17 protein-coding genes and 1 riboswitch are annotated in these 20,648 nt (G+C 58.7%); of the genes, 13 read left to right on the top strand and 4 right to left on the bottom strand.

Features of this window, described 5'->3' with window-relative positions:
• Positions 1-24 precede the first annotated feature (24 nt).
• Complete coding sequence (locus tag K341_RS0108010) at positions 25-987, top strand: PRC-barrel domain-containing protein (protein ID WP_009349440.1); 963 nt, start codon at positions 25-27, stop codon at positions 985-987.
• A 30-nt stretch (positions 988-1,017) separates the two neighbouring features.
• Positions 1,018-1,124, top strand: a riboswitch (TPP riboswitch).
• Between the two features lie 57 nt (positions 1,125-1,181).
• Positions 1,182-2,360 (top strand): putative hydroxymethylpyrimidine transporter CytX, encoded by a 1,179-nt coding sequence (cytX, locus tag K341_RS0108005; RefSeq protein ID WP_009349441.1) that lies wholly within the window; start codon positions 1,182-1,184, stop codon positions 2,358-2,360.
• 15 nt (positions 2,361-2,375) lie between these two features.
• Here the strand turns inward: cytX and K341_RS12345 are convergent, their stop codons facing one another.
• Entirely contained in the window at positions 2,376-2,555 is a 180-nt protein-coding gene (locus K341_RS12345) for a hypothetical protein (RefSeq protein ID WP_071585542.1), read from the bottom strand.
• Positions 2,556-2,630: 75 nt separating this feature from the next.
• Between K341_RS12345 and thiM the strand changes: the two genes are divergently transcribed.
• The 9 genes from thiM (at position 2,631) to K341_RS0107955 (ending at position 12,125) form a co-directional block, all read left to right on the top strand.
• Positions 2,631-3,455: a hydroxyethylthiazole kinase gene (gene thiM / locus K341_RS0108000; protein WP_009349443.1), complete on the top strand. Its 825-nt coding sequence runs from the start codon at positions 2,631-2,633 to the stop codon at positions 3,453-3,455.
• Between the two features lie 183 nt (positions 3,456-3,638).
• Entirely contained in the window at positions 3,639-4,448 is an 810-nt protein-coding gene (thiD, locus tag K341_RS0107995) for a bifunctional hydroxymethylpyrimidine kinase/phosphomethylpyrimidine kinase (protein WP_026762447.1), read from the top strand.
• Positions 4,449-4,491: 43 nt separating this feature from the next.
• Positions 4,492-4,980 carry an energy coupling factor transporter S component ThiW gene (gene thiW / locus K341_RS0107990; RefSeq protein ID WP_026762446.1) on the top strand — a complete coding sequence of 163 codons (489 nt, stop codon included), beginning with the start codon at positions 4,492-4,494 and terminating at the stop codon, positions 4,978-4,980.
• Between the two features lie 1,119 nt (positions 4,981-6,099).
• A complete protein-coding gene (locus K341_RS0107980; RefSeq protein WP_009349446.1) occupies positions 6,100-7,605 on the top strand; it encodes an aldehyde dehydrogenase family protein in 1,506 nt (501 codons plus the stop codon).
• Between the two features lie 177 nt (positions 7,606-7,782).
• Positions 7,783-8,952 carry an AAA family ATPase gene (locus K341_RS0107975; RefSeq protein WP_009349448.1) on the top strand — a complete coding sequence of 390 codons (1,170 nt, stop codon included), beginning with the start codon at positions 7,783-7,785 and terminating at the stop codon, positions 8,950-8,952.
• Positions 8,930-9,604: an RloB domain-containing protein gene (locus tag K341_RS0107970; RefSeq protein WP_156024924.1), complete on the top strand. Its 675-nt coding sequence runs from the start codon at positions 8,930-8,932 to the stop codon at positions 9,602-9,604. Before K341_RS0107975 ends, K341_RS0107970 begins: the two co-directional genes overlap by 23 nt.
• Positions 9,605-9,638: 34 nt before the next feature.
• Positions 9,639-10,259 carry a hypothetical protein gene (locus K341_RS0107965; protein WP_026762442.1) on the top strand — a complete coding sequence of 207 codons (621 nt, stop codon included), beginning with the start codon at positions 9,639-9,641 and terminating at the stop codon, positions 10,257-10,259.
• A gap of 67 nt (positions 10,260-10,326) precedes the next feature.
• Positions 10,327-11,421 carry an aminofutalosine synthase MqnE gene (gene mqnE / locus K341_RS0107960; RefSeq protein ID WP_026762441.1) on the top strand — a complete coding sequence of 365 codons (1,095 nt, stop codon included), beginning with the start codon at positions 10,327-10,329 and terminating at the stop codon, positions 11,419-11,421.
• Between the two features lie 68 nt (positions 11,422-11,489).
• Positions 11,490-12,125, top strand: a complete 636-nt coding sequence (locus tag K341_RS0107955; protein WP_026762440.1) for an LUD domain-containing protein — start codon at positions 11,490-11,492, stop codon at positions 12,123-12,125.
• A gap of 51 nt (positions 12,126-12,176) precedes the next feature.
• On the opposite strand, the gene K341_RS0107950 is transcribed toward K341_RS0107955, so the two are convergent.
• The 3 genes from K341_RS0107950 to K341_RS0107940 all read right to left on the bottom strand — a co-directional run bounded on the left by K341_RS0107950 (position 12,177) and on the right by K341_RS0107940 (position 18,377).
• Positions 12,177-14,696 (bottom strand): tetratricopeptide repeat protein, encoded by a 2,520-nt coding sequence (locus tag K341_RS0107950; RefSeq protein WP_026762439.1) that lies wholly within the window; start codon positions 14,694-14,696, stop codon positions 12,177-12,179.
• Positions 14,697-14,705: 9 nt separating this feature from the next.
• Entirely contained in the window at positions 14,706-16,673 is a 1,968-nt protein-coding gene (locus K341_RS0107945) for a suppressor of fused domain protein (RefSeq protein ID WP_026762438.1), read from the bottom strand.
• A 375-nt stretch (positions 16,674-17,048) separates the two neighbouring features.
• Positions 17,049-18,377 carry an MATE family efflux transporter gene (locus tag K341_RS0107940; protein ID WP_026762437.1) on the bottom strand — a complete coding sequence of 443 codons (1,329 nt, stop codon included), beginning with the start codon at positions 18,375-18,377 and terminating at the stop codon, positions 17,049-17,051.
• A gap of 142 nt (positions 18,378-18,519) precedes the next feature.
• Between K341_RS0107940 and mqnE (K341_RS0107935) the strand changes: the two genes are divergently transcribed.
• Positions 18,520-19,626, top strand: a complete 1,107-nt coding sequence (gene mqnE / locus K341_RS0107935) for an aminofutalosine synthase MqnE (protein WP_026762436.1) — start codon at positions 18,520-18,522, stop codon at positions 19,624-19,626.
• The gene (mqnC, locus tag K341_RS0107930) at positions 19,623-20,648 is read left to right on the top strand and encodes a cyclic dehypoxanthinyl futalosine synthase (RefSeq protein ID WP_026762435.1); all 1,026 of its coding nucleotides are present in this window, start codon (positions 19,623-19,625) and stop codon (positions 20,646-20,648) included. The genes mqnE (K341_RS0107935) and mqnC overlap by 4 nt, the downstream gene beginning before the upstream one ends.

Below are 20,648 nucleotides of genomic sequence, written 5' to 3'. Positions count from 1 at the left end.
TTTTTGAAAAATGGAGGAATAGAAATGAAGAAAAGCGTTGACATCCTAGGACTTCCCGTCATCAGCATCACGGAGGGGCGTGAACTCGGCATGAGCAAGACCCTGCTCATCGATGCGCCGAACCGCGTCGTGGCAGCGGTCACGATCGAGGACGAGGACTGGTATCGCGGAGTCAAGCTCATTCCCTACGATAATGTCATTGCGGTCGGTGAGGATGCCGTTACGATCAACAACAGCGAGAATATCCTGACGCTCGATGCAGCGGGGGATTTTGAGACGCTGCTCGACGACAACATCCGTGTCATCGGAACGAAGGCGATCACGCGCACGGGTGTGATTCAGGGGATCATCTCCGAGATCTTCATCGGCGAGGACGGCAGCATCGAGAAATGCGAGGTTACAACACCCGAGGGCATGACGTCCGAGGTTACGGCGGATCAGGTTTCCATCTTTGGGAAGGAAGTCACCGTGATCTCCCCGGAGGGCGATGCCGGAAAAAAATCTGACGCAGCGGCAGCACCGGCGGCATCCGCTGCGCCTGTGCCTGCGGTGGAAGAGCTCCCCGCAGTCGAGCCGGTCGTTGACATTCCTGCGGCAGAGCCCGCGCCTGAAGTCCCCGCGGCAGAGACTGCTCCCGTAGAGGAAGCTCCCGCTGAAGAAGAAGCCCCTGCGGCAGAGCCCACAGCGGAGGAGCTGCCCGCAGAAGAGCCGATCGCAGAGGAGCCTGCACCGGAGCCGGTTGTTGAGAGTGCTCCGGCGGAGGAGCCCGCTCCGGCAGAGCCTGCCCACGCAGAGGAGGAAAAGAGCGCGGAGCGTGTGAACGAGGATCGTCACCGCCGCTTCCTGCTCGGCAAGAAGGCGACGCGCACAATCAAGATGGACAACGGCGTTGTCATCGTTGAGGCGGGCGCGGACATCACCGAGGAAGTCCTGCAAAAGGCAAAGCTTGGGAATAAGTTCATTGAGCTGTCGATGAGTGCACAGTAACCGGCAGCCGGTGCTTGGAGTATTTTCTCCATAATATAAAGGGGAGCTGCCACGAGGCGGCTGAGAGGGGACGTGTGCGTCCCGACCCGCAACCTGATTTGGGTAATGCCAACGTAGGGATATACCGATGCAGTCGAACGCGGCTATGTCTCTTGGCATGGCTGCGTTTTTGTATCTGTATCGGACGGAGGTATATGATGGAGCGGCAGACAGGTCTCGGCGCGAATGCGCTGATTTGGTTCGGCGCGGGCGTATCGCTCGCGGAGATTTTAACGGGGACGTTCTTTTCTCCACTTGGGTTTGCGGACGGCGGCACGGCGATCGTGCTCGGTCATATCGTCGGCTGTTTCCTGCTCTTTCTTGCAGGTGTGATCGGTGCACGTGCGCGGCGGAGCGCGATGGAGACGGTGAAGATGGCGTTCGGCGGGCGCGGGGGGCTGCTCTTTGCCGTGCTCAATGTGCTCCAGCTCGTCGGGTGGACGTCGATCATGATCTATGATGGAGCACTCGCGGCGGGCAGTATTATGGACGCGGGGCACGCGCTTTGGTGTCTCGGCATCGGTGCGCTCATCGTCCTTTGGATCCGCATCGGCATCCTGCGCATCGGGCCTGTGAATGCGGTCGCGATGACGGGGCTGTTTCTCCTGACCGTCCTCCTCTGCGTGACGATTATGGGCGCAGACGGTGCGGCGGCGTCCGCGGCGGGGGAGACGATGAGCTTTGCGATGGCGCTCGAGCTCTCGATTGCGATGCCGCTCTCGTGGCTGCCGCTCATCAGCGACTACACGCGCGCGGCGGAGCGTCCCGTGGCGGCGGCTGCGGTGAGCGCCGTGGTCTACGGGCTCGTGAGCTGCTGGATGTATTTCATCGGGATGGGCGCGGCGATCCTCGCGGGGACGTCCGACATCGCGCAGATCATGCTGCATGCGGGGCTCGGCGCGGCGGGGCTCGGCATCGTCGTGCTTTCGACGGTGACGACGACGTACCTCGACGCATATTCGGCGGGCGTGTCGAGCGAGAGCATCGTGCGCGGCATCTCCGGGCGCACTGTCGGCATTGTCGCTGCACTCGTGGGGACGGCGGCTGCAGCGGTCTACCCGATGGACGATATTACGGGCTTCCTCTACATCATCGGATCGGTCTTTGCCCCGATGATCGCGGTGCTGATCGTGAGCAGCTTCGTCCTGCACGAGGACGCGTCGGAGCGCGCCGTGCACGGAGCGAATCTCGCCGTCTGGTTCGTCGGATTTTTGTGCTATCGGTATCTGATGGTCGTCGATACGCCCGTCGGGAGCACACTGCCGACCATCGCGCTGACGATGGCGCTTGCGTATGCGGTGAATAAGGCGTTGGGGGCGCGGACGACGCGGTAAAATTCTTGAAAGTGTCTATGCGCGGCTCAGGGCATCTTTCTCGCCGCTTCGCAAACGACGCGGCAGAGACGGTGTCGTCTTATAGTAAATGATGCCGCACAGCCTCTTGCGCTGCGCGCTGCGGACTGCAAAGCGGCATTCTAACACTGCCCCGTACTGATAAAGAACATGCCGTGCCGCCCCTTCGGGGTTCAATGCTTCGCGGCGTCGATAAGACGCCCGTTCGCTGCATCATACAGATCACACGTCACGCCACGAAAGGATAACATAATGGCTTTCAACGATATTCTACCCTCCATACGATCCGCCGCGCCGCTCGTTCACTGCATCACGAACTATGTGACGGTGAACGATGTGGCGAATGTCCTGCTGGCGGCGGGGGCGCGTCCGATCATGGCGGACGACCCGGAGGAAGTCGAGGAGATTACGGAACTGTGCGCGGGGCTGTGTCTCAACATCGGGACGCTGAACGCGCGGACGATTCCCGCGATGATGGCGGCGGGACGTCATGCGCATGCGCTTGCGCGGCCTATCGTGCTTGACCCGGTAGGCGCGGGGGCGAGTCGTCTGCGCACGGCGACGGCGCGCGACCTGCTCTATGAGGTAAAACCTACGGCTGTGCGCGGCAATATCTCCGAGGTTCGGACGCTCGCGATGGGAACGGGGCATTCGGACGGTGTGGATGCCGCGGCGGCGGACGCGGTGACGGAGGAAAATCTCGCGGCGTCGGCGTCGTTCGTCCGTGCATTTGCAGCGGAGCATCGCTGCATCGCAGTGGTCACGGGGGCGATCGACCTCCTGACTGACGGGGAGACTTGCTATGCGGTGCGCAACGGGCGCGCGGAGATGAGCCGCGTGACGGGGACGGGCTGTCAGCTCTCGGCGCTCACTGCGGCGGCGCTGGCGGCTGTGCCGGTACGTCCGCTCGATGCCGCGCTGACGGCAGTCGTCTTGATGGGCGTCGCGGGCGAGATCGCTTGGTCGCGCATGGGGGCGGGGGACGGCAACGCCGCGTACCGTACGAAGATCATTGATGCGATTTGTTGTATGGATGAAGAAATGCTGATGCGGCGCGCGCAGGTGGAACAGGTTTGAATTTTGTATCACCGTTCCGGTATCTGCCTTGCCAAAAAAGCGGGGCTTAAAAATGGCTGCGGCAGACACCTCTTCGGCACGAAAGTTCTGTGTGACGGATCCTGCATGGCGGCGCATCGTGTTCCGCCGCATAAAATAAAACAACGCGAGGGAAAAACGCATCATATTCAAGGAGATGAAACCATGTACCAACAACCCACGGTCCTCACCATCGCCGGCAGCGACTCGAGCGGCGGGGCGGGCATTCAGGCGGATCTCAAGACGATGACGGCGCACGGCGTCTACGGCATGAGTGCGCTCACTGCGCTGACGGCGCAGAACACAAAGGGCGTGACGGACATCCTCGCCGTGCCGCCCGCATTCCTCGCGGCACAGATCGATGCCGTGTTCACCGACATCCCGCCCGATGCAGTTAAGATCGGCATGGTCGCGGATGCGGCGCTGATCCGCGTGATTGCCAAGAAACTTGCGGAGTACCGCGCACGCAACATTGTCCTCGACCCCGTGATGGTCGCAACGAGCGGCGCGCGGCTCATCGCTGAGGAGGCGGTTGATGCGCTTTGCAAAGAACTGGTGCCGCGCGCCGATCTCATCACGCCGAACATCCCCGAGGCAGAGGTGATCGCCGCGATGGACATCAAAAATACCGCCGATATGGAGTATGCGGCGGCGAAAATCTATGCGGATTACGGGACATCGGTGCTGATGAAGGGCGGGCACGCAGTGGATGATGCGAACGATCTGCTCGTCGATGCTGCGGGTGCACGGTGGTTCCGGGGGCGGCGCATCGCGACGGAGAACACGCACGGCACGGGCTGTACGCTCTCGAGTGCAATCGCCTCGAATCTTGCGTACGGCATGGACATAGACGCGGCGGTCGCCCGCGCGAAGGAGTACCTCTCGGGCGCGCTCGCGGCGGGACTTAACCTCGGGAAGGGGCACGGCCCGATGGCGCATACCTTTGATCTAAAGAGCGCGTTTATCCAGTCCTGACGTCCCGGCAACCGCCGACATCCTCCATGCGAAAGGAAAAATAATATTTGACACACCCACACGAAAACTCACCCTTGCGGGCATCCTCGTCGCGATCGCCGTCCTCGGCGGCGTGTTCAGTTTCCCCGTGCTCGGCAGCCGCTGCGCGCCCGTACAGCATCTCGTCAATATCCTTGCCGCCGTGTTCCTAGGACCTCTATGGGGTGTTGGCGTCGCCTTTTCCGCAAGCCTTTTGCGGAACATCGCGGGGCTGGGCAGTCTCATGGCGTTCCCCGGCAGCATGGTCGGCGCGCTCGTCTGCGGCATCGTCTATCGCTATACGCACCGTCTTGGGCTGACCTGTATCGCCGAAGCACTCGGCACGGGCATTCTCGGCGCGCTCGCCGCCTATCCCGTCGCAGCGCTCCTCATGGGACTCTCGCCTGCGAGCTACACCGTCTACATCGTCCCGTTCCTCATCTCCACGGGCGCGGGCAGCATCGCCGCCTACATTCTCCTGCGCTTCCTGCTGTCAAAACTGCCGCGGGGATAAGGAACGCGACATCCGCACATAAAAATAGGGCTGCATCACATGCGCCGGGACGCGCCTGCAGCAGTCCTTATTTTTTATGCTTTTTTCTCACCCCGTACGATTTTTCCAAAATATAAGAGCAGCCCGATAAAGACGACAAGCCCCAGCCCTTCAGCGATATTGGAGAACCCGGCGTCTACGATGGAAAGCGGGGCACATTATAACATAGAAAAAAGGGAAGTAAACGCCTATTAGGACTTTTCTACGATATAAACCCGGGAAAATCTAAGAAAAGGGGAAAATTAATGTCAACGGAACTAGATAAAATTTTGCAATACAAAACCGCCGGCGGGCTTTCTCGTCACCCGGCGGCGGTTATGCGGAAAATACGGGAAGTGATTGAAAACTCTCTTGCATCCAAACGTCCTTTGCTTCGTTCCTCATCGCCGCTAGCATGCGCCGGGGAACTTTCCTCACGAAAACCTTACGAACCGCGGTAAAACCGCGGTGGCGAACCTCATTGTGCGCTTGACCCTCAGGTTCCTCCGCGCGTGACACGTTCTCACGCGGCGCACCCGTTCGCCGCTGCATCCGCCCCAGCGGACTGCCGCGTCCTCCTGCCGCCTCTTATGCGTTGCCCGGTACATCCGATCCGCCCTTCCACGGAAGGATCATGCACCCCCGCTGCGGGGAGTTGTACGGCTGCTCAATATCCCATTGGAATCTCCTCCCAGCCCGTCGGGGACGCAGCCGATGTGTGCCGCACCCGCGGCTCTTACCGTGACATCGACTGAATCCCGCACACACAACGAATCGTTGGTCAACACTGTGGGAAAATCCCGGAGCTGCGCACCGTATGTTTACGGTTCATACGGGCGGGTTGCCTGTCCTGAATCAGGCTTCCTTTTACAGGCTCCTTTACTGATTTCAGTATATCAAATTTTAGAAAATTGTCAATAGCCGGAAAGAAAAATAAAGGAGATTTTCAAAATAGGAAGAATTAAATACACAGTTTTACCTGAATCAAATTTGTTTGTGAAAATCGTAACAAATGAAAAATATTTTCAATTAGTGTTGAAAAGGAATCCCGGTTGCACTATAATAAAAGAACATTTGGATAAGTATTCTTAGGAAAGAGTGATGATATTGAGCAAAATCGCAGAAGAAATCAAAAACGGCAGCTATCGCGCCTGCTGGGGGCTCTTCATCGACGGCGAATGGATCGCCGCCGAGGGCGAGAAATCGTACGAAGTGACGACGCCCGCCACGGGCAAGATCATCGGCGTCTGCGCCGAGGCGTCGAAGGCGGACGTCGATAAGGCGGTCAAGGCGGGCTGGAAGGCGTTCCCCGCGTGGAAGAAGACGAGCCCCGCCGAGCGCGCTGATATTCTGCTGAAGATCGCCGACCGAATCGATGAGCACGCCGAAGATCTCGCCTACATCGAGAGTCTTGACAACGGCAAGCCCGTCCGCGAGACGCGCGCCGTCGACGTTCCCCTCGCGAGCGATCACTTCCGCTACTTCGCGGGCGTCATCCGCGCCGAAGAGGGCACCGCATCGCAGATCGACGAGAATACACTCTCTATCGTTCTGCGCGAACCGCTTGGCGTCGTCGGACAGATCGTCCCGTGGAACTTCCCGTTCCTCATGGCGGCGTGGAAACTCGCCCCCGCGCTTGCCGCGGGCAACTGCATCGTATTTAAGCCCTCGAGCGAGACCTCGCTCAGCGTGCTCGCCCTCGCGGACATCATCAAAGACCTCCTGCCCGCAGGCGTGTTCAACCTCGTCACCGGGCGCGGCTCCACGACGGGCAACTACATCCTCGAGCACGAAGGGCTGAAAAAACTCGCCTTCACCGGCTCCACCGAGATCGGCTACGACGTCGCAAAGGCGGCGGCGGATCGCCTGATCCCCGCGACGCTCGAGCTCGGCGGCAAATCCGCGAACATCTACTTCGAGGATGCGCCGTGGGAAAAGGCGGTTGAGGGCGTCTGCCTCGGTATTCTCTTTAACCAAGGGCAGGTTTGCTGTGCCGGATCGCGCGTATTCGTGCAGGACACGATTTATGACAAATTCCTCGCGGCAGTCAAGGAGAAATTCGAAGCGGTGAAGGTTGGTCTCCCGTGGGAGGATGCGACGCAGATCGGCGCGCAGATCAACACGCACCAGCTCAAGAACAGTCTCGAATACATCGACATCGCAAAGAAAGAGGGCGCACGCATCGTCTGCGGCGGCGCACGCGCCGAGGGTGCGGGGCTCGAAGGCGGCGCATTCATGCAGCCGACCATCATCGCCGACGTCACGAACGACATGCGCGTCGCACGCGAAGAGATCTTTGGACCCGTCGTCTGCTTCATCAAGTTCCACGACGAAGCGGAGGTCGTCAAGATGGCGAACGACAGCGAGTACGGACTCGGCGGCGCTGTCTGGACGAAGGACATCAATCGAGCCTTCCGCGTCGCACAGGCGGTCGAGACCGGGCGCATGTGGGTCAACACCTACAATCAGCTCCCCGCGCACGCACCGTTCGGCGGCTACAAGAAATCCGGCATCGGGCGCGAGACGCACAAGGTCATCATGGACGCATATACCCAGTCGAAGAACATCTACATCAGCCTGAGCGAAGCCCCGTTCGGACTGTACTAAGCGCATCTGCGCGGAGCAATCACCCCGCGTGAAAACCGCCGTCCTATCTCCGTGAGGCAGGGCGGCGTTTTTGTAATGCAAAAAAATGATTTACTTTCTGCATTTTTGCGTATAAAATAGGAGAAAAGATTCTTCTAAAGCAAAAATGTGATTTTCTCATTATAATGAGGTGCACTCATGCTCTTAAACTATAGCTTCAGTAACTTTTGCTCCTTTCAGGGGCAAGGGTTCTTTTCGTTGAACGCTTCCTCCGGCAAGGTGCTGCGGCGCTACCCCGGCAATTACAATACTGCCGAATGCGGCACACATCCCCTCAAGACGGCGGTAATAGTCGGCGAGAATGCGGGGGGAAAATCAAACTTTATCCGCAGCCTCATGTTTTTGCAGTCGCTCTTTATTGAAAATACGATCGTCAAAACGGTGTCCCCCTATGTGAATGTGTCTGCCTTGCGAGAGGAAAAAAATGCGGAGCAATTTTTCGAGTTGGAATTTACACCCAATGGCACGCAGATTTTTCGGTATCGATTAATTCTTGACAGCAGGGGGATTGTTTCGGAAGGCTTCTATCAACGTGAAAAGCGTAAATCCCGCGAGCATATCATCCTAGAATATTTACGTCGCGGTGACATGGAACTATTTCAAGGCAGTGCGCCGGCCGATTACCCGTTAATTCTTCAGGGGAATAAACAAAAAGCAGGTCTGTTTGTTACAAAATTAGCCTTGTTGGGGGATGCATCGGCGAATATTTTGCTGGATTGGATGACGCACCGCCTATCGGTTGTATCGTTGGACGACGAACGGAAAAGCCCTGCCGGACGTGCATCGGAGATTGAGATTTTGCAGGATCCACGGTATATAGATATATTGCGGATGGTCGATTACAGCATTCTGCGCATCGAGCTTGATGAGGAGAATCCGTACGGTAAGACGATGATTGTGCGCGAGGACAAGGAACATCGTACTTACAAAAGAGAACTTCATATGGATTCTTCCGGCGTGAAAGAGTTTTTTTCATGGGCAATACAAATTTTCCGCGTCATCTACGAGGATAAAATAATCTTTGCGGATGAGATGGATCGTGTGCTGAACCCCGTGCTGTCCGACCGTATCATTGCCTATATGAGCGGAAAAGAACATCACGGGCAGTTCGTTTTTACAACGCATAACGTCCTACATCTCAACCTCACTACCTACATGAAAGAGCAGATTTATTTCATTACGAAAAATCGAGAAAATCTGAACTCTGAGATCTACTCACTGGCAGATTTTCCGGAGATTCGCTACGGCACAACGAAAATCTACGAATTTTATATGAAGGGAATCCTTGGAGGCACTGCCGATGAGTAGACCCAAACGGCTCCTGCGCAAACGGTTCGAGATCTTTTGTGAAGGCGATACCGAATATCACTACATTGACGGGATGAGAACACGACAAGGTGTCGAAATCGCACTTTGTCCGATTAATATGAAGGGCGGCGGTTATGCGGCATTTCTTAATGAGCTTAAGACGAAAGGACAAGTAAACTGCGTTGCACGGTTTATGATTGTCGATGGAGACCGTATTACCTCGAATGTCGGAGAGGCACATGCTTTTGAAGAGCTGGTTGACTATTGCAGGCAGCAGAACAAAAAGAGGGGGATTCCTTGTTTCATCATCCTTAACAATCCGAATTTCGAATATGTTGCCTGCCTTCACGCGAAGGACTTTACAGGACAATCCTCCGAAAAATTTATCTGCGACACGATGGGATTCGAACGTGTTGCGGATTTTAAGAAAAAAGAAGATGTTTACGGCTTCCTGAACGCGAACGAATATTGCCGGGCGCACATGATTGCGCGTTTGAAGTCCGGGCAAAAACCGCTTTATCATCGATACACGGTGAAGAGGGCGACGGTTTCCATCGAAATTAGAGAGACTATTTTTTCCAAATCGGATCTGCCTCTGCGCGGAAGTAATTTTGACGAGCTTTTCGACGTGATTGATTGGCCGTCGGCATAGCGCCGTATTTTTACCGGTGAAAAAGGAGTACAATATGACCGCAGGAAAATATGCATACGCTTTTATCGCACTGGGGATATGCGCCGCGTCTCTTGGCGCGACAACCGCACAGGCGGCGGAAGCAGCTGCATCATCACCCGCACAGACGGAGACGACCGCGCCGATCGCACTTGCTCCCGTTACGATCTCGGATCACGGAGAGACGCTGACGATGCTGCTTCCGCAGCTTCCGGCGTTTCAAAAAGAGGAGCAGTCTTTTCCGGCGATAGGATTTTCTATCAGCAAATATACTGCTCGTGCCGAGGCGGCGGGGCTTGACGTGCTCGTCCAGCACAGCGTATTCGCGGACGACGGCACTGCGCCGCCGACACTCGACGAGGCTGTGGCGGGCGCGCGCGATGCGATCGCGGCGGCGTATCAACCCGACCGTATGATGCGAAACGAGCGGATCGATCTCGGCGGGGTGCCCGCGCACCTCTTCTCGTATTCATATACGGTGAACGGCGCGTCTTATATCGACGACAGCATCGTCGTGGCGATTGGCTTCAATCAGTGGAATATTACCCTTGCGCGCCGCGCGGACAATACCGCGGTTGCGCCGCGGATCGACGAGTTGCTGACGTCGATTCGGGTGCAGGCGGACAAAGCGGAATAGTGTGTGGCAGGAATTTTCACGAGGGGCGGCGAAATTGTTCCACAGCATATTTTAGGAGACGGATCGATTGCACAGCGATGATTTGGATATTTTGGATATCGAGAAGAAAATTGAGCGTGGGAAGCGACTGACGCACGAGGACGGCGTGCGTCTTTTCGCGTGTCCGGACATCGCCCGGATCGGGGCGCTCGCCGACCGTGTGCGCCAGGAGAAATGCGGCGATATTGTGTACTACAACGTGAACTGCCATGTCAACCTGACGAATATCTGCACGGCACACTGCAAATTCTGCGCATTCGGGCGTGATGCCGAGGATCAGGGCGCGTACGAGATGAGCGTCGATGAGGCGGTCGCCCATGTCGCGGACGCGATGCGCGATCCGCATCTGGCGGGACTCCATGTCGTGAGCGGACTGCATCCGGACTGGACGTTCGACGACTATCTCCTGCGGCTCGCCGCCCTGCATAAGGCGTTCCCGTCGCTTTATCTCAAGGGCTTTACGGGGGTTGAGATCACACATTTTGCAAAGACATCGGGGCTGTCTGTGAAAGAAGTGCTCTTGCGTTTGCGCGATGCGGGACTTCAGTCCATCGCGGGCGGCGGCGCGGAGATCCTCACCGATCGCGTACGCGGCGAGCTCTGCCCGAACAAGGCGACGGCAGACGAGTGGCTCATGGTCGCACGCACGGCACATGAGCTCGGCATCAAGACGAATGCGTCCATGCTCTACGGGCACATCGAGACGATCGAGGAGCGCGTCACGCATATGCTGCGCCTGCGCGACCTCCAAGACGAGACGGGCGGCTTCCAGACGTTCATCCCGTTCCCGTTTCTCCCGTCGAATACCGAGCTGGGGCAGAAGGTGAAGCAGACCTCCATGTGGGACGATTTGCGGACGATTGCGATCTCGCGGCTCATGCTCGATAACTTCCGCAATATCAAGGCGTACTGGGTCATGCTCACCGTTCCCGTCGCGCAGGTCGCCCTCTGCTTCGGCGCAAACGACATCGACGGAACGGTGCACAAGGAGACCATTCTCCACGATGCGGGCGCAAAGAGCCCGCGCGCCCTCTCCGAGGATCACATTATTCGTGTCATCCGTGAGATCGGGCGGACGCCCGCGGTATGTGATTCGAACTTTAACATCATAGAGACGTATTGAGAGGGAGCGGGTTCGCTTCGTGACACATTGGTATCAGGGGGTATGGGGGTACGAAGGAGGTGGGAACAATGTCCGACACAGCTTATGAGGAGCGCATTGTGCGCACGATGGAGGCGTTTCTCAAAAATCGCTACGATGTCTCGCGGTTCGCGGAGCGCACAGCAGCGGCGGACTATCTTGCCGACGAGATTCGCGGCAAGCGCGTAGGATTCGGCGACTCCGAGACGCTGCGGGCACTTTCGCTCTACGAGCGTCTGAGCATGCATAACGAGGTAATCGACCCGCCGCGCGCGGGGCACGTCGGCGGTATCGAGGCATTTCTCGCGGCAGGGAGAGAGGCGCTGATGACGGATGTGTTCCTGCTCTCGGCGAACGCCATCACCGAGCAGGGGCAGATCTTCAACATGGACGGTGCGGGCAATCGTGTCGCGGGTTCGCTTTTCGGACATGAAAAGACCTACTTCGTCGTCGGCATCAACAAGCTTGTCCCCGACATCGAGGCGGGGATCGAGCGCATTCACCGCGTCGCCGCCCCGCGCAACGCGCACCGCAAGGGCAAGAAAACGCCCTGCGCGAAGGACGGCACGCGCTGCTATGACTGCGCGGCACTTGAGCGCATCTGCAATGCGCTGACCATCCACTACAAGAAGATGAGTTACCGCCCGATGGAACTGGTACTGATCGAGGAGGAACTTGGGTTGTAAATTTGGACACACAAAAAGGCGGCATTTGCCGCCTTTTTCATATGCGAACGGTTACGTCTCACCATCATCCCTCGGATTTCCGTCCTCATCCAATGGAATGTAGAGGTTTTTATCCCGCCATGGGTACTGGTACTCGAGTGTGACCTGATTGTCAAGTTCAAAATGCACTGCGCTCAGTGCCCCCGTGCCCTTCTCGTCGACGCGGCTCAGCCAGCGCCCGTCGTCGAGGCGTTCCTTCTGCGTGCGCAGCCATGCGGGACTGCGCTTCGACAGCCCTGCCTCATTCATGCGGAAGACGAGGCGCACGGACGTATCTCCTACGGGATAGGAAAAGCTGCAATAGGGCGCATTCTTCTCGTAGCTCTTCGGATCGGGGCGGAAGAGCTGGCGAAAGTACGCAAGCCCCGCCTCGTTCACCGTCATGCAGGCGATGGCGCACTGCTTCTCGTACATTTCTCCATCGGCATCCACACCATCGCGCAGCCCCAATATTTCGCCTGTCGTTGCCGCTCCTTGCAGCTCCTCGTCAAACGTGGGATCAATCCAGTGATAGGACATCTGTTCAATGCTTGCCCCCTCCTTGATCTCGCGTTCCAGTGTCAGGAATTCGTGGTCGTCCGGCACGAGCGCAAGCCCCCACTGCACAGCCAACAGAGCACCGTCACGGTCGCCAAAATGGGCGCGGAGCTTGCCGAACTGCAGATACGTCCACGGATAGTCCGGCTCCTCCAATGCCCCCTGCTCGGCATAGCGGAGCGCGTCCTCCAGACGGCCGCAGTACATGAGCGCGACGGCGTAGCGGTAGTACCACGTGCCGCAGCCGCGTGCGTTCACCTCCGAGGCGGGCATCCACTGCGTCGTGCGGTAGTAGTACTCGTAGGTATCGATGTTGTTGCACGCATACGCATACCAGAGGGCGATGTCCAGATCGGCACGCGCCTCCTCGCGTGTGAAATTCCCCTTGATGACACCGTTCTTGATATACTGTTCCAGATATTTGAGCATCTTGTAGAAATATCCCGTGGAACCGTCATCCAGCGCTTCCATCTTTTTGACTGCAGCAGGGGAGAGCAGGGAGGATGCCGCAGGGGCGTCGCTTTCTTGATCCTCCTCTGTGCGGTCGAGCAGGCAGATGGGATTCGCGTCCCGCCGGAACGAGTGGAACAGAGCCCACGGCAGCGTTGTCTCCGTGAGAAAGTGAACCGCCGCATCCAGCACCGCCCGCAAGTCCCATGCGATAAAGTCCAGATAACCGCAGCTCGTGCCCGTTGCACCGCCGAGGAAGGTCACGGCATCTGCTCCTGCCGCCTCCGTGATCGCCTCCATGAGCGTGTCGCGAAAATCAAGGATCTCCTCGGATTTCCCGCGCAGATCCTCCGGCAGCGGATAGGCGAGAAAGCCCGCCGCAATCCCGTCCGCATGATACATATTCACAAGTGTCGCGTCGTTTTCCATATAGGCGCTGAGCAGAGCGGGCAGACGTGTACTGCCCGTATAGACATCGAGCCGCAAGTCCGCTTCAGCAGAGGTGTCGGGGTCGCGCTCGTAGGCGAGATAGGAGTGTTCAAGATAGTCCTCTGCGTCGCTGTCGAGGGAAAATCCCGCCTCCGAGAGAGCCTTTGGAAGGCAGGCCAGCGTAATCGAAGGCTCTTCCTTCGGCGTATCCATGATCTCAAAATCGTGGATGAGACGCATAGCGGCAATCTCGCCGAGTGCCTGATCGACGATCATGGAGAGCATCCACCATGCGCGATCCTCGTCCCCCCGCAGAAGAGGAAGGAACTTTTCGCAGTAGAGTGTGAGGGCGATCCCCTCTCCCTCCTGTGTGAACCAGACGGCGACATCCTCCATCTCTACGCTGTAGTCGTTCGTACGCAGGGCAAAGCCAAGAGAGGCTGTGCGCCCGACGCGGATGTCCCAGTGCTCGCGCACGGAGGCGGGGGCAAGGCGTGCGAAATAGACGAGCGAAAAAAGCTTGGTGCGCATACCCTCGGGCGTGAGGATCAGCTCATATTTCGCGCCGCCCTTTCCAAGCTCGAATGAGGCGTCATCAAAGGCGATGCGCAGAATGTCCTCCACACGTGCAATCAGCTCCTCGCCGCGGTCCTCATCACTGTCCATCAGCGCACGCAGATCCGTCTCTGCCTGCGCGAAGGCTGTCCATGCCTCCTGCACGCGGCTGCGGAACGGGCGCTGAAAGAGCGACAGGGAGAGCATCTTGCGGCAGCTCTCGATCATGCGCTCCGTGTCCGCGTCGCCGGGGAGCGCGGCAAGCGCCTCCTCGAAGTAGGGGAGGGCGCAGTCCTCGCGGTCAAGGTAGTAGTAGGAGTAGCCCATGCGGAAGTTCCAGAGGTGATCGCCCTTGAAGTAGTCCGCGTGCGGCGTGAGGAGGGCAATTGCCTTCTCAAAATACGCACGGTCATCGACGCACGCTGCATTGTTGTAGGCACGCGCCAGCTCGCTGTCGAGCTCCGGCGTGCGCTCTGCGGCGGGCAGCGCCTCGATCTCTGTGATGATTTTCTGATACTCTTCGTTTTCGTGCCAGCGTTGGCACTGCTCGAGCAAGGTCATAAAAACTCCTCAATCCCACCAGAAATACCAGATATTTGACCTCTTAAGGTCGGCAGCAAGTTTGCCGACGGTCATGCTGGGCGCGCCCTGCTCGACGATGTCGGCACAGAACGCGTACTGTTCTGCCGCGAGTTCACGGGCACTTTCCTCTGCGATAGGCGCGGGCACGCTGTACTCGAGCGTATCGTAAGTGAGGACGGCGGGGACGGCGCCGTGCTGCTCGTGCCAGTACTTCGATACCGCCATGAGTGCCGTCGTATCGGGGCAGTCGTTCCATCCGCCGAACGGCAGATAGGCGAACACCTCCCACGGATTCTTTACGGGAATTTTGGCGAGAATCATCGGCTGGGTTTTCTGCGTCTCGTAGTCCCAATAGCTGATAAAGTGGTCAGTCTCACGGAACTCCTCCGCATCTTCATCGTCCGGCGCTTCCTCACGGCGTTCTCCAAAGCGCATGGGGAGGCGCTCCGTCAGTATTGCCTTGCCGTTCCCGATGGACTGTGCAAGCATTTTTTCGCGGTATTGCACCACGGCATCCGCATCGAAGTCATAGTCCTCGAACACGCCCTTTTCCGCCTCTGCGTTCATCGTCAGAATCTCCCACAGCGTATCGCTCGGTACGATGAGCACAGGAACATAGCCGTCGTGCACACTGCGGCGTACGGCATAGCTGTACGCTGCCATAATCGGATCGTCGTCCGCCATCGGTGGGAAGTACGTCAGTGTGCAGTCTGCCCTGCCGCAATTCAGGTACTGCATGATCGCCAAAGCAACGTCGTTTGGCCTCTCATCTTCTTTTTCTTTCCGCTCGGCGCTGTTCCGCTTCCAAGCGTCCCACCGCTGTGCGATGGTCGCCGCCATTGCCGCATAGTAGTCCTCATCGAACGGAACGAAGAGATATGCCTCGTCGTCGAACTCCTCCGAGAAGTACTGCTCCGCACCGAAGTACGCTAAGGCATGATTGTCGATGTCCGAGGGGAAGGAGGGGGCATCACCGTCGTAGTAATACTCTGCGAATGCCGTGCCCTCCTCGCCAAAGAAGCCGTGCATCAGAATCCCGTGCAGTTCGTCCCGGAGAAAGGGGCGCAGGTCGGTATCTGCCGGATGCTCCTGTACGGCACGGATGGTCGCCGCGTACTGACGGACGAACCAATCTGCCATCAGTTCGTGTTTGATGCACCAGCGCAGATAGATCGCGAGGTGGTTATATGCCGTGAGCTCATCCACGGGCAGCTTCTTTTCGCGCAGCGTATCGAGGTGCCACTGTGCATTGTCCATCACGAGATCGGTGAAGTCCTCGGGCGCAAGTGCGCTGCGCCGCTGCGGATCAATGACGAAGCGCACGTGACGCTCGGCGAAACGGTCGAGCAGGGCATCTGCGTCATGTTCTAGTTTGTATTTGAGTTCGTCCTTGTAGAGCGGGATAATCTGATAGAAGTTGACCTCATCTCCATCGGGGAGAACGCAGACGTTGCTGCCGCCCTTTTTGACCTGACCGCTGACGATCAGTGCGGCGGAGAGTGCAGTATTTTTTGCGTAGGGAGATCTGCCGTCAATCGTGTGTCCCCAGCCGAGCCAAGTGTTGTCCTCGATTGGCAGACGTGCGAGAGTCTTCAGCAGGCGGATCGGCCAGTAATGCTCCTCTGCATTCTCGTGTATGTTCCAGTCGCGCGGCAGGGCAATCGCAAGCTCGGCACGTTCGAGTTTGCGATCTGCGAGCTCCGCGGGCACATTCATGCGGTGCGCGCCCATCCCGAGGGTGACGAGCATATAGTAGCTGCGTTCCTCGGTCGGCTCAACGATGCAGATGTCCAGATGGATGTCCGGCGATACGACCTCATGAAAGACGTGCCCGTATGTGCCGAAGTTTGCTTCGATGTAATTCTCGACGGCGTCCACCTCTTCTTCGGCGTAGAGTTCCGTGGGCATCGGAGCTTTCTTTTTATATGCAGAGTCATTTCTGCCAATTTTTTTCATCGTGGAATTCCTTATGTTTGTTGATGCTGCATGGAGACGATGCGGCAGTCGGGGCATTGGTGGGGAAGCGTCATGACCGGCTCCTTTCTGTGCGCCATGTTATGGGACGATTTATCTACTTTATGATAGTATGGATAAAAGGCGGCTTCAATAGGTCTTTCGGGTAAAGTTTGGGAAACAAAAATGGACTGTTGCATGCCCCCTATCGGCTCGCTGTGCTCGCCACTTCCCCCGTTTGCGGGGGACGCTGATATACCGTTTTATCCTAAGCCTTCCCTGTTTGACGGGGAAGGGGGACCGCGCCAGCCGGTGGAAGGGGTACAAAGAAGGGGCGTTGCACGAAGTTTTTAGTTTCGTGCAACGCCCCGTCTCTCTCTACAGATAATCGTATTTCTTTCGCTTCCGCCAGAGCAGGAGGAATGTAAGCGATGCGCCGAGGAAATCGGCGGCGGGTGTCGCCATAAAGACGCCGTGGATGCCGAAGAATCGGGGGAGCAGGAGGAGGAAGCCGAGGAGGAAGAGCATCGTGTGGCAGAACGAGAGCAGGGCGGAGGTGCGTCCGTCGCCGAGCGCGGTGAAAAAGGACGATCCGTAGGTGCTGAACCCTGCGAAGAGGAAGCCGATTGCATAGAGGCGGAATCCCGTCACGGCGAGGTCGTAGACATGCGAGTCCGCAGGGACGAAGATCTGCGTGATCGGCGCCGCGATGATGAGGCTAACCGCTGCGATTGTGAGCGAAAACCCACCGATGAGAATGAGGTTGCGCCGGAGAATCCCGCGGAGCGCGGTGCTGTCTTTGCGCCCGTAGTTGAAGCTCGTCAGCGGCGCGACGCCCTCGGCATATCCGAGATAGACCGCGGCGAGAAGCTGCGAAATATAGTCCACGATGGAGGCGGCGGCGACCCCGTCCGAGCCGGCGAGGCGCATCATCGTATTGTTCATCACGATCATGAAGATGCCCATGGAGAGCTGCGTCACCATCTCGCTCGCGCCGTTGCCCATGGCGTTCCGCACCGCGCGCAGCCGCCACGCGGGGCGCACGAGCCGCAGCGTGCCGCGCCGCCGTATGCCGAAGTAGTAAAATCCGACGAACGCGGAGACGGAGTAGCCGATGCCCGTTGCGAGCGCCGCGCCGACGAGCCCGAGATCGAGGACAAAGAGGAACGTGTAGTCGAGAAAGATATTCGTCAGTCCCGCGACGAAGGAGGAGAGCATCGCAAGCCGCGGCTGTCCCGCCGCGATGAGGAAGATGTCGAGGACGAGCCCCGCCATCGTGAGCGGCGTCGAGATGAAGAGCGGGACGGCGTACGTTGCGCAGAGCGGATAGAGCGCGTCGTCCGCACCGAGCACATAGAGCAGAGGGCGCAGGAAGACGAGCCCGAGGACGGAAAATCCCGTGCTGAGGAGCACGGCGACCGCGACGAGCAGAGAGAAGTTCTGCCGCGCGTGCAGCCGCTCGCCCGCGCCGAGCTGCGCCGCGACAAGAGCGCTGCCGCCCGTGCCGAACATCGTCGCGCAGACGATCGTCAGGAGGAGCGACGGCAGGACAATATTGATCGCCGACAGCCCGTCCGTCCCGACCGCGTGCGCGACAAAGATGCCGTCCACGATGAAATTGATATTCATAAAGACCTGCGAAATCATCATCGGCACGGCGAACGAAAGCAGCGTACGGTAGGTGATCGGCTGAGAAAGCTGCGGCAAAGTAAATTCCCCTCCCCATAGATAATGTGCCTATGCTAGCACGGGGCGGCGAAAAAAGCAAGGATGGAGCGCGCGTACAATTTGCAAAATACCGCATGCTCTGCTAAACTGACGGGAGTGTGATAAGGAGATAAGCAAGCTGATGAGGGATAAAAGATCTGCGCGTGCCGCCGCGGAGCGCGGGGCGCGCCTCACGCGGGAGGATGCGCTCGCGCTCTACGAGGACAACGACCTCCTCGCGCTCGGGGCATGGGCGCGCGCGGCGAAGGAGCGTGCGAGCGGCAGGGACGTCTACTATACCGTCAACCGCCATATCAATTTGACAAATATATGCAGTGCGAACTGTCCGCTCTGCGCGTTTCAGGTGGAACGCGGCGACGCGCGCGGCTATATCATGGAGACGGATGACGTGGCGCGGATTTTGGAGACGGCACGAAAAACGCCGCGTCTCACTGAGATTCATATCGTCAGCGCACTGCACCCCGACCGTCCCTTTTCCTACTACGAGAGCGTCGTGCGGCAGGTGCGCGCGGCGCTCCCCGACGCGGACATCAAGGCGTTCACGCCCGTCGAGATCGTGAACTTTGCAAAGACGGAGGGGCGGAGCGTGCGCGAGATCCTCACCGACTTGCAGGCGGCGGGGCTCTCGTCTCTGCCGGGCGGCGGCGCGGAGATTCTCTCCGACCGTGTGCGGGAGATCATTTGCCCGAACAAGGCGACGCGCGCGGAGTGGATTGATTGTATGCGCATCGCCCATACGCTGGGCATACGGACGAATGCCTCCATGATGTACGGACACATCGAGACCGTCGAGGAGCGCATCGACCATCTCATCGCCCTGCGCGAGCTTCAAGATGAGACGGGCGGCTTTCAGGCTTTCATGCTCTTTCCCTTTCACCCCGAGAACACCGCCCTCGGCGCGGAGCGCAAACTGCGGCGTGTCGGCTCGTGGGAGGATATGAAGATGCTCGCGCTTTCGCGACTCGTGCTCGACAACATCGCGCATGTCAAGGCGTTCTGGGTCATGCTGACGCAGCCGATCGCGCAGCTCGCGCTCGCATTCGGCGCGGACGACCTCGACGGCACGATCGGCGAGGAGAAGATCATCCACGCGGCGGGCGCGCAGACGCAGACCGGCATCACGCGCCGTGAGCTCGACGCGATGATCCGCGAGGCGGGCTATGAACCCGTGGAGCGCGACACGTTCTATCGCCCGATTGCGGCGGCGGAGGAGGTCGGTGAGGCATGAGACTTTCCTCAGAGGAAGCAGCGGAGCTGCTCGCGCACGGCGATCTCATCGCGCTCGGACGCGCGGCGGATGCGGAGCGCGCGCGGCGGTTCGGCGACACGGTGACGTTCATCGTCGACCGCAACATCAACTACACGAATATCTGTGTGAACGAATGCCGCTTCTGCGCGTTCTACACGAAGCCCGGCGCGGCGGACGGCTACCTCCTCCCCATGGAGGAGATCCTCGAAAAGGTCGGCGAGACGGCGGCGTCGGGCGGCACGCAGGTGATGATACAGGGCGGGATTCACCCCGATCTGCCGCTCTCGTATTACGAGAACATGCTGCGGGCGATACGGGACGCATACCCCTCCATCGTCATTCACTCCTTCACGGCGACGGAGATTCTGTATTTTGCCGAGAAGGAGGGCATCTCCGTCGAGGAGACGCTGCGGCGGCTCCAAGATGCGGGGCTCGCGTCGCTCCCCGGCGGCGGCGCGGAGATCCTCGTCGACCGCGTGCGGCGGCTCATCGCTCCGAAGAAGATCATGACCGAGGACTGGCTGCGCGTCATGCGCACGGCGCATAAGATCGGCATGGAGTCAACCGCGACCATGGTCATCGGTTTCGGCGAGACCCCGGAGGAACGCGTGGAGCACATGGAGCACATTCGGCGGCTCCAGGAGGAGACGGGCGGATTCCGCGCGTTCATTACATGGACGTTCCAGCCCGGCAACACCGCGCTCGGCGGGGAAAAGACATCGAGCTGGGATTACATGCGGACACTTGCCGTCACGCGGCTCTACATGGACAATGTGGCGCATATACAGGGATCGTGGGTGACGCAGGGGGAGCGCATCGGACAGCTCACGCTCGCATTCGGCGCGGACGACCTCGGGAGTATCATGCTCGAGGAGAACGTCGTGCGCGCGGCGGGCACGGCGTATAATATGTCGATCCGCAAGATGATCGAGATGATCCGCGGCGCGGGGCGCGAACCCGCACAGCGCGACACGCGCTACCGCGTGATACGGAGGTTTTGA

The organism is Centipeda artemidis DSM 19719, from assembly GCF_000426665.1.
Lineage (GTDB): Bacteria > Bacillota > Negativicutes > Selenomonadales > Selenomonadaceae > Centipeda > Centipeda artemidis.
Note: the sequence above shows the minus strand (reverse complement) of the source record. Positions and strands in the feature narration are given on the sequence as shown.

Coding starts and splice junctions, on each gene's coding strand:
- K341_RS0108010 (WP_009349440.1), top strand. CDS start 25: ATGAAGAAAAGCGTTGACATCCTAGGACTTCCCGTCATCAGCATCACG.
- cytX (WP_009349441.1), top strand. CDS start 1,182: ATGATGGAGCGGCAGACAGGTCTCGGCGCGAATGCGCTGATTTGGTTC.
- thiM (WP_009349443.1), top strand. CDS start 2,631: ATGGCTTTCAACGATATTCTACCCTCCATACGATCCGCCGCGCCGCTC.
- thiD (WP_026762447.1), top strand. CDS start 3,639: ATGTACCAACAACCCACGGTCCTCACCATCGCCGGCAGCGACTCGAGC.
- K341_RS0107980 (WP_009349446.1), top strand. CDS start 6,100: ATGATATTGAGCAAAATCGCAGAAGAAATCAAAAACGGCAGCTATCGC.
- K341_RS0107975 (WP_009349448.1), top strand. CDS start 7,783: ATGCTCTTAAACTATAGCTTCAGTAACTTTTGCTCCTTTCAGGGGCAA.
- K341_RS0107965 (WP_026762442.1), top strand. CDS start 9,639: ATGACCGCAGGAAAATATGCATACGCTTTTATCGCACTGGGGATATGC.
- K341_RS0107955 (WP_026762440.1), top strand. CDS start 11,490: ATGTCCGACACAGCTTATGAGGAGCGCATTGTGCGCACGATGGAGGCG.
- K341_RS0107950 (WP_026762439.1), bottom strand. CDS start 14,696: ATGACCTTGCTCGAGCAGTGCCAACGCTGGCACGAAAACGAAGAGTAT.
- K341_RS0107945 (WP_026762438.1), bottom strand. CDS start 16,673: ATGAAAAAAATTGGCAGAAATGACTCTGCATATAAAAAGAAAGCTCCG.
- mqnE (WP_026762436.1), top strand. CDS start 18,520: ATGAGGGATAAAAGATCTGCGCGTGCCGCCGCGGAGCGCGGGGCGCGC.
- mqnC (WP_026762435.1), top strand. CDS start 19,623: ATGAGACTTTCCTCAGAGGAAGCAGCGGAGCTGCTCGCGCACGGCGAT.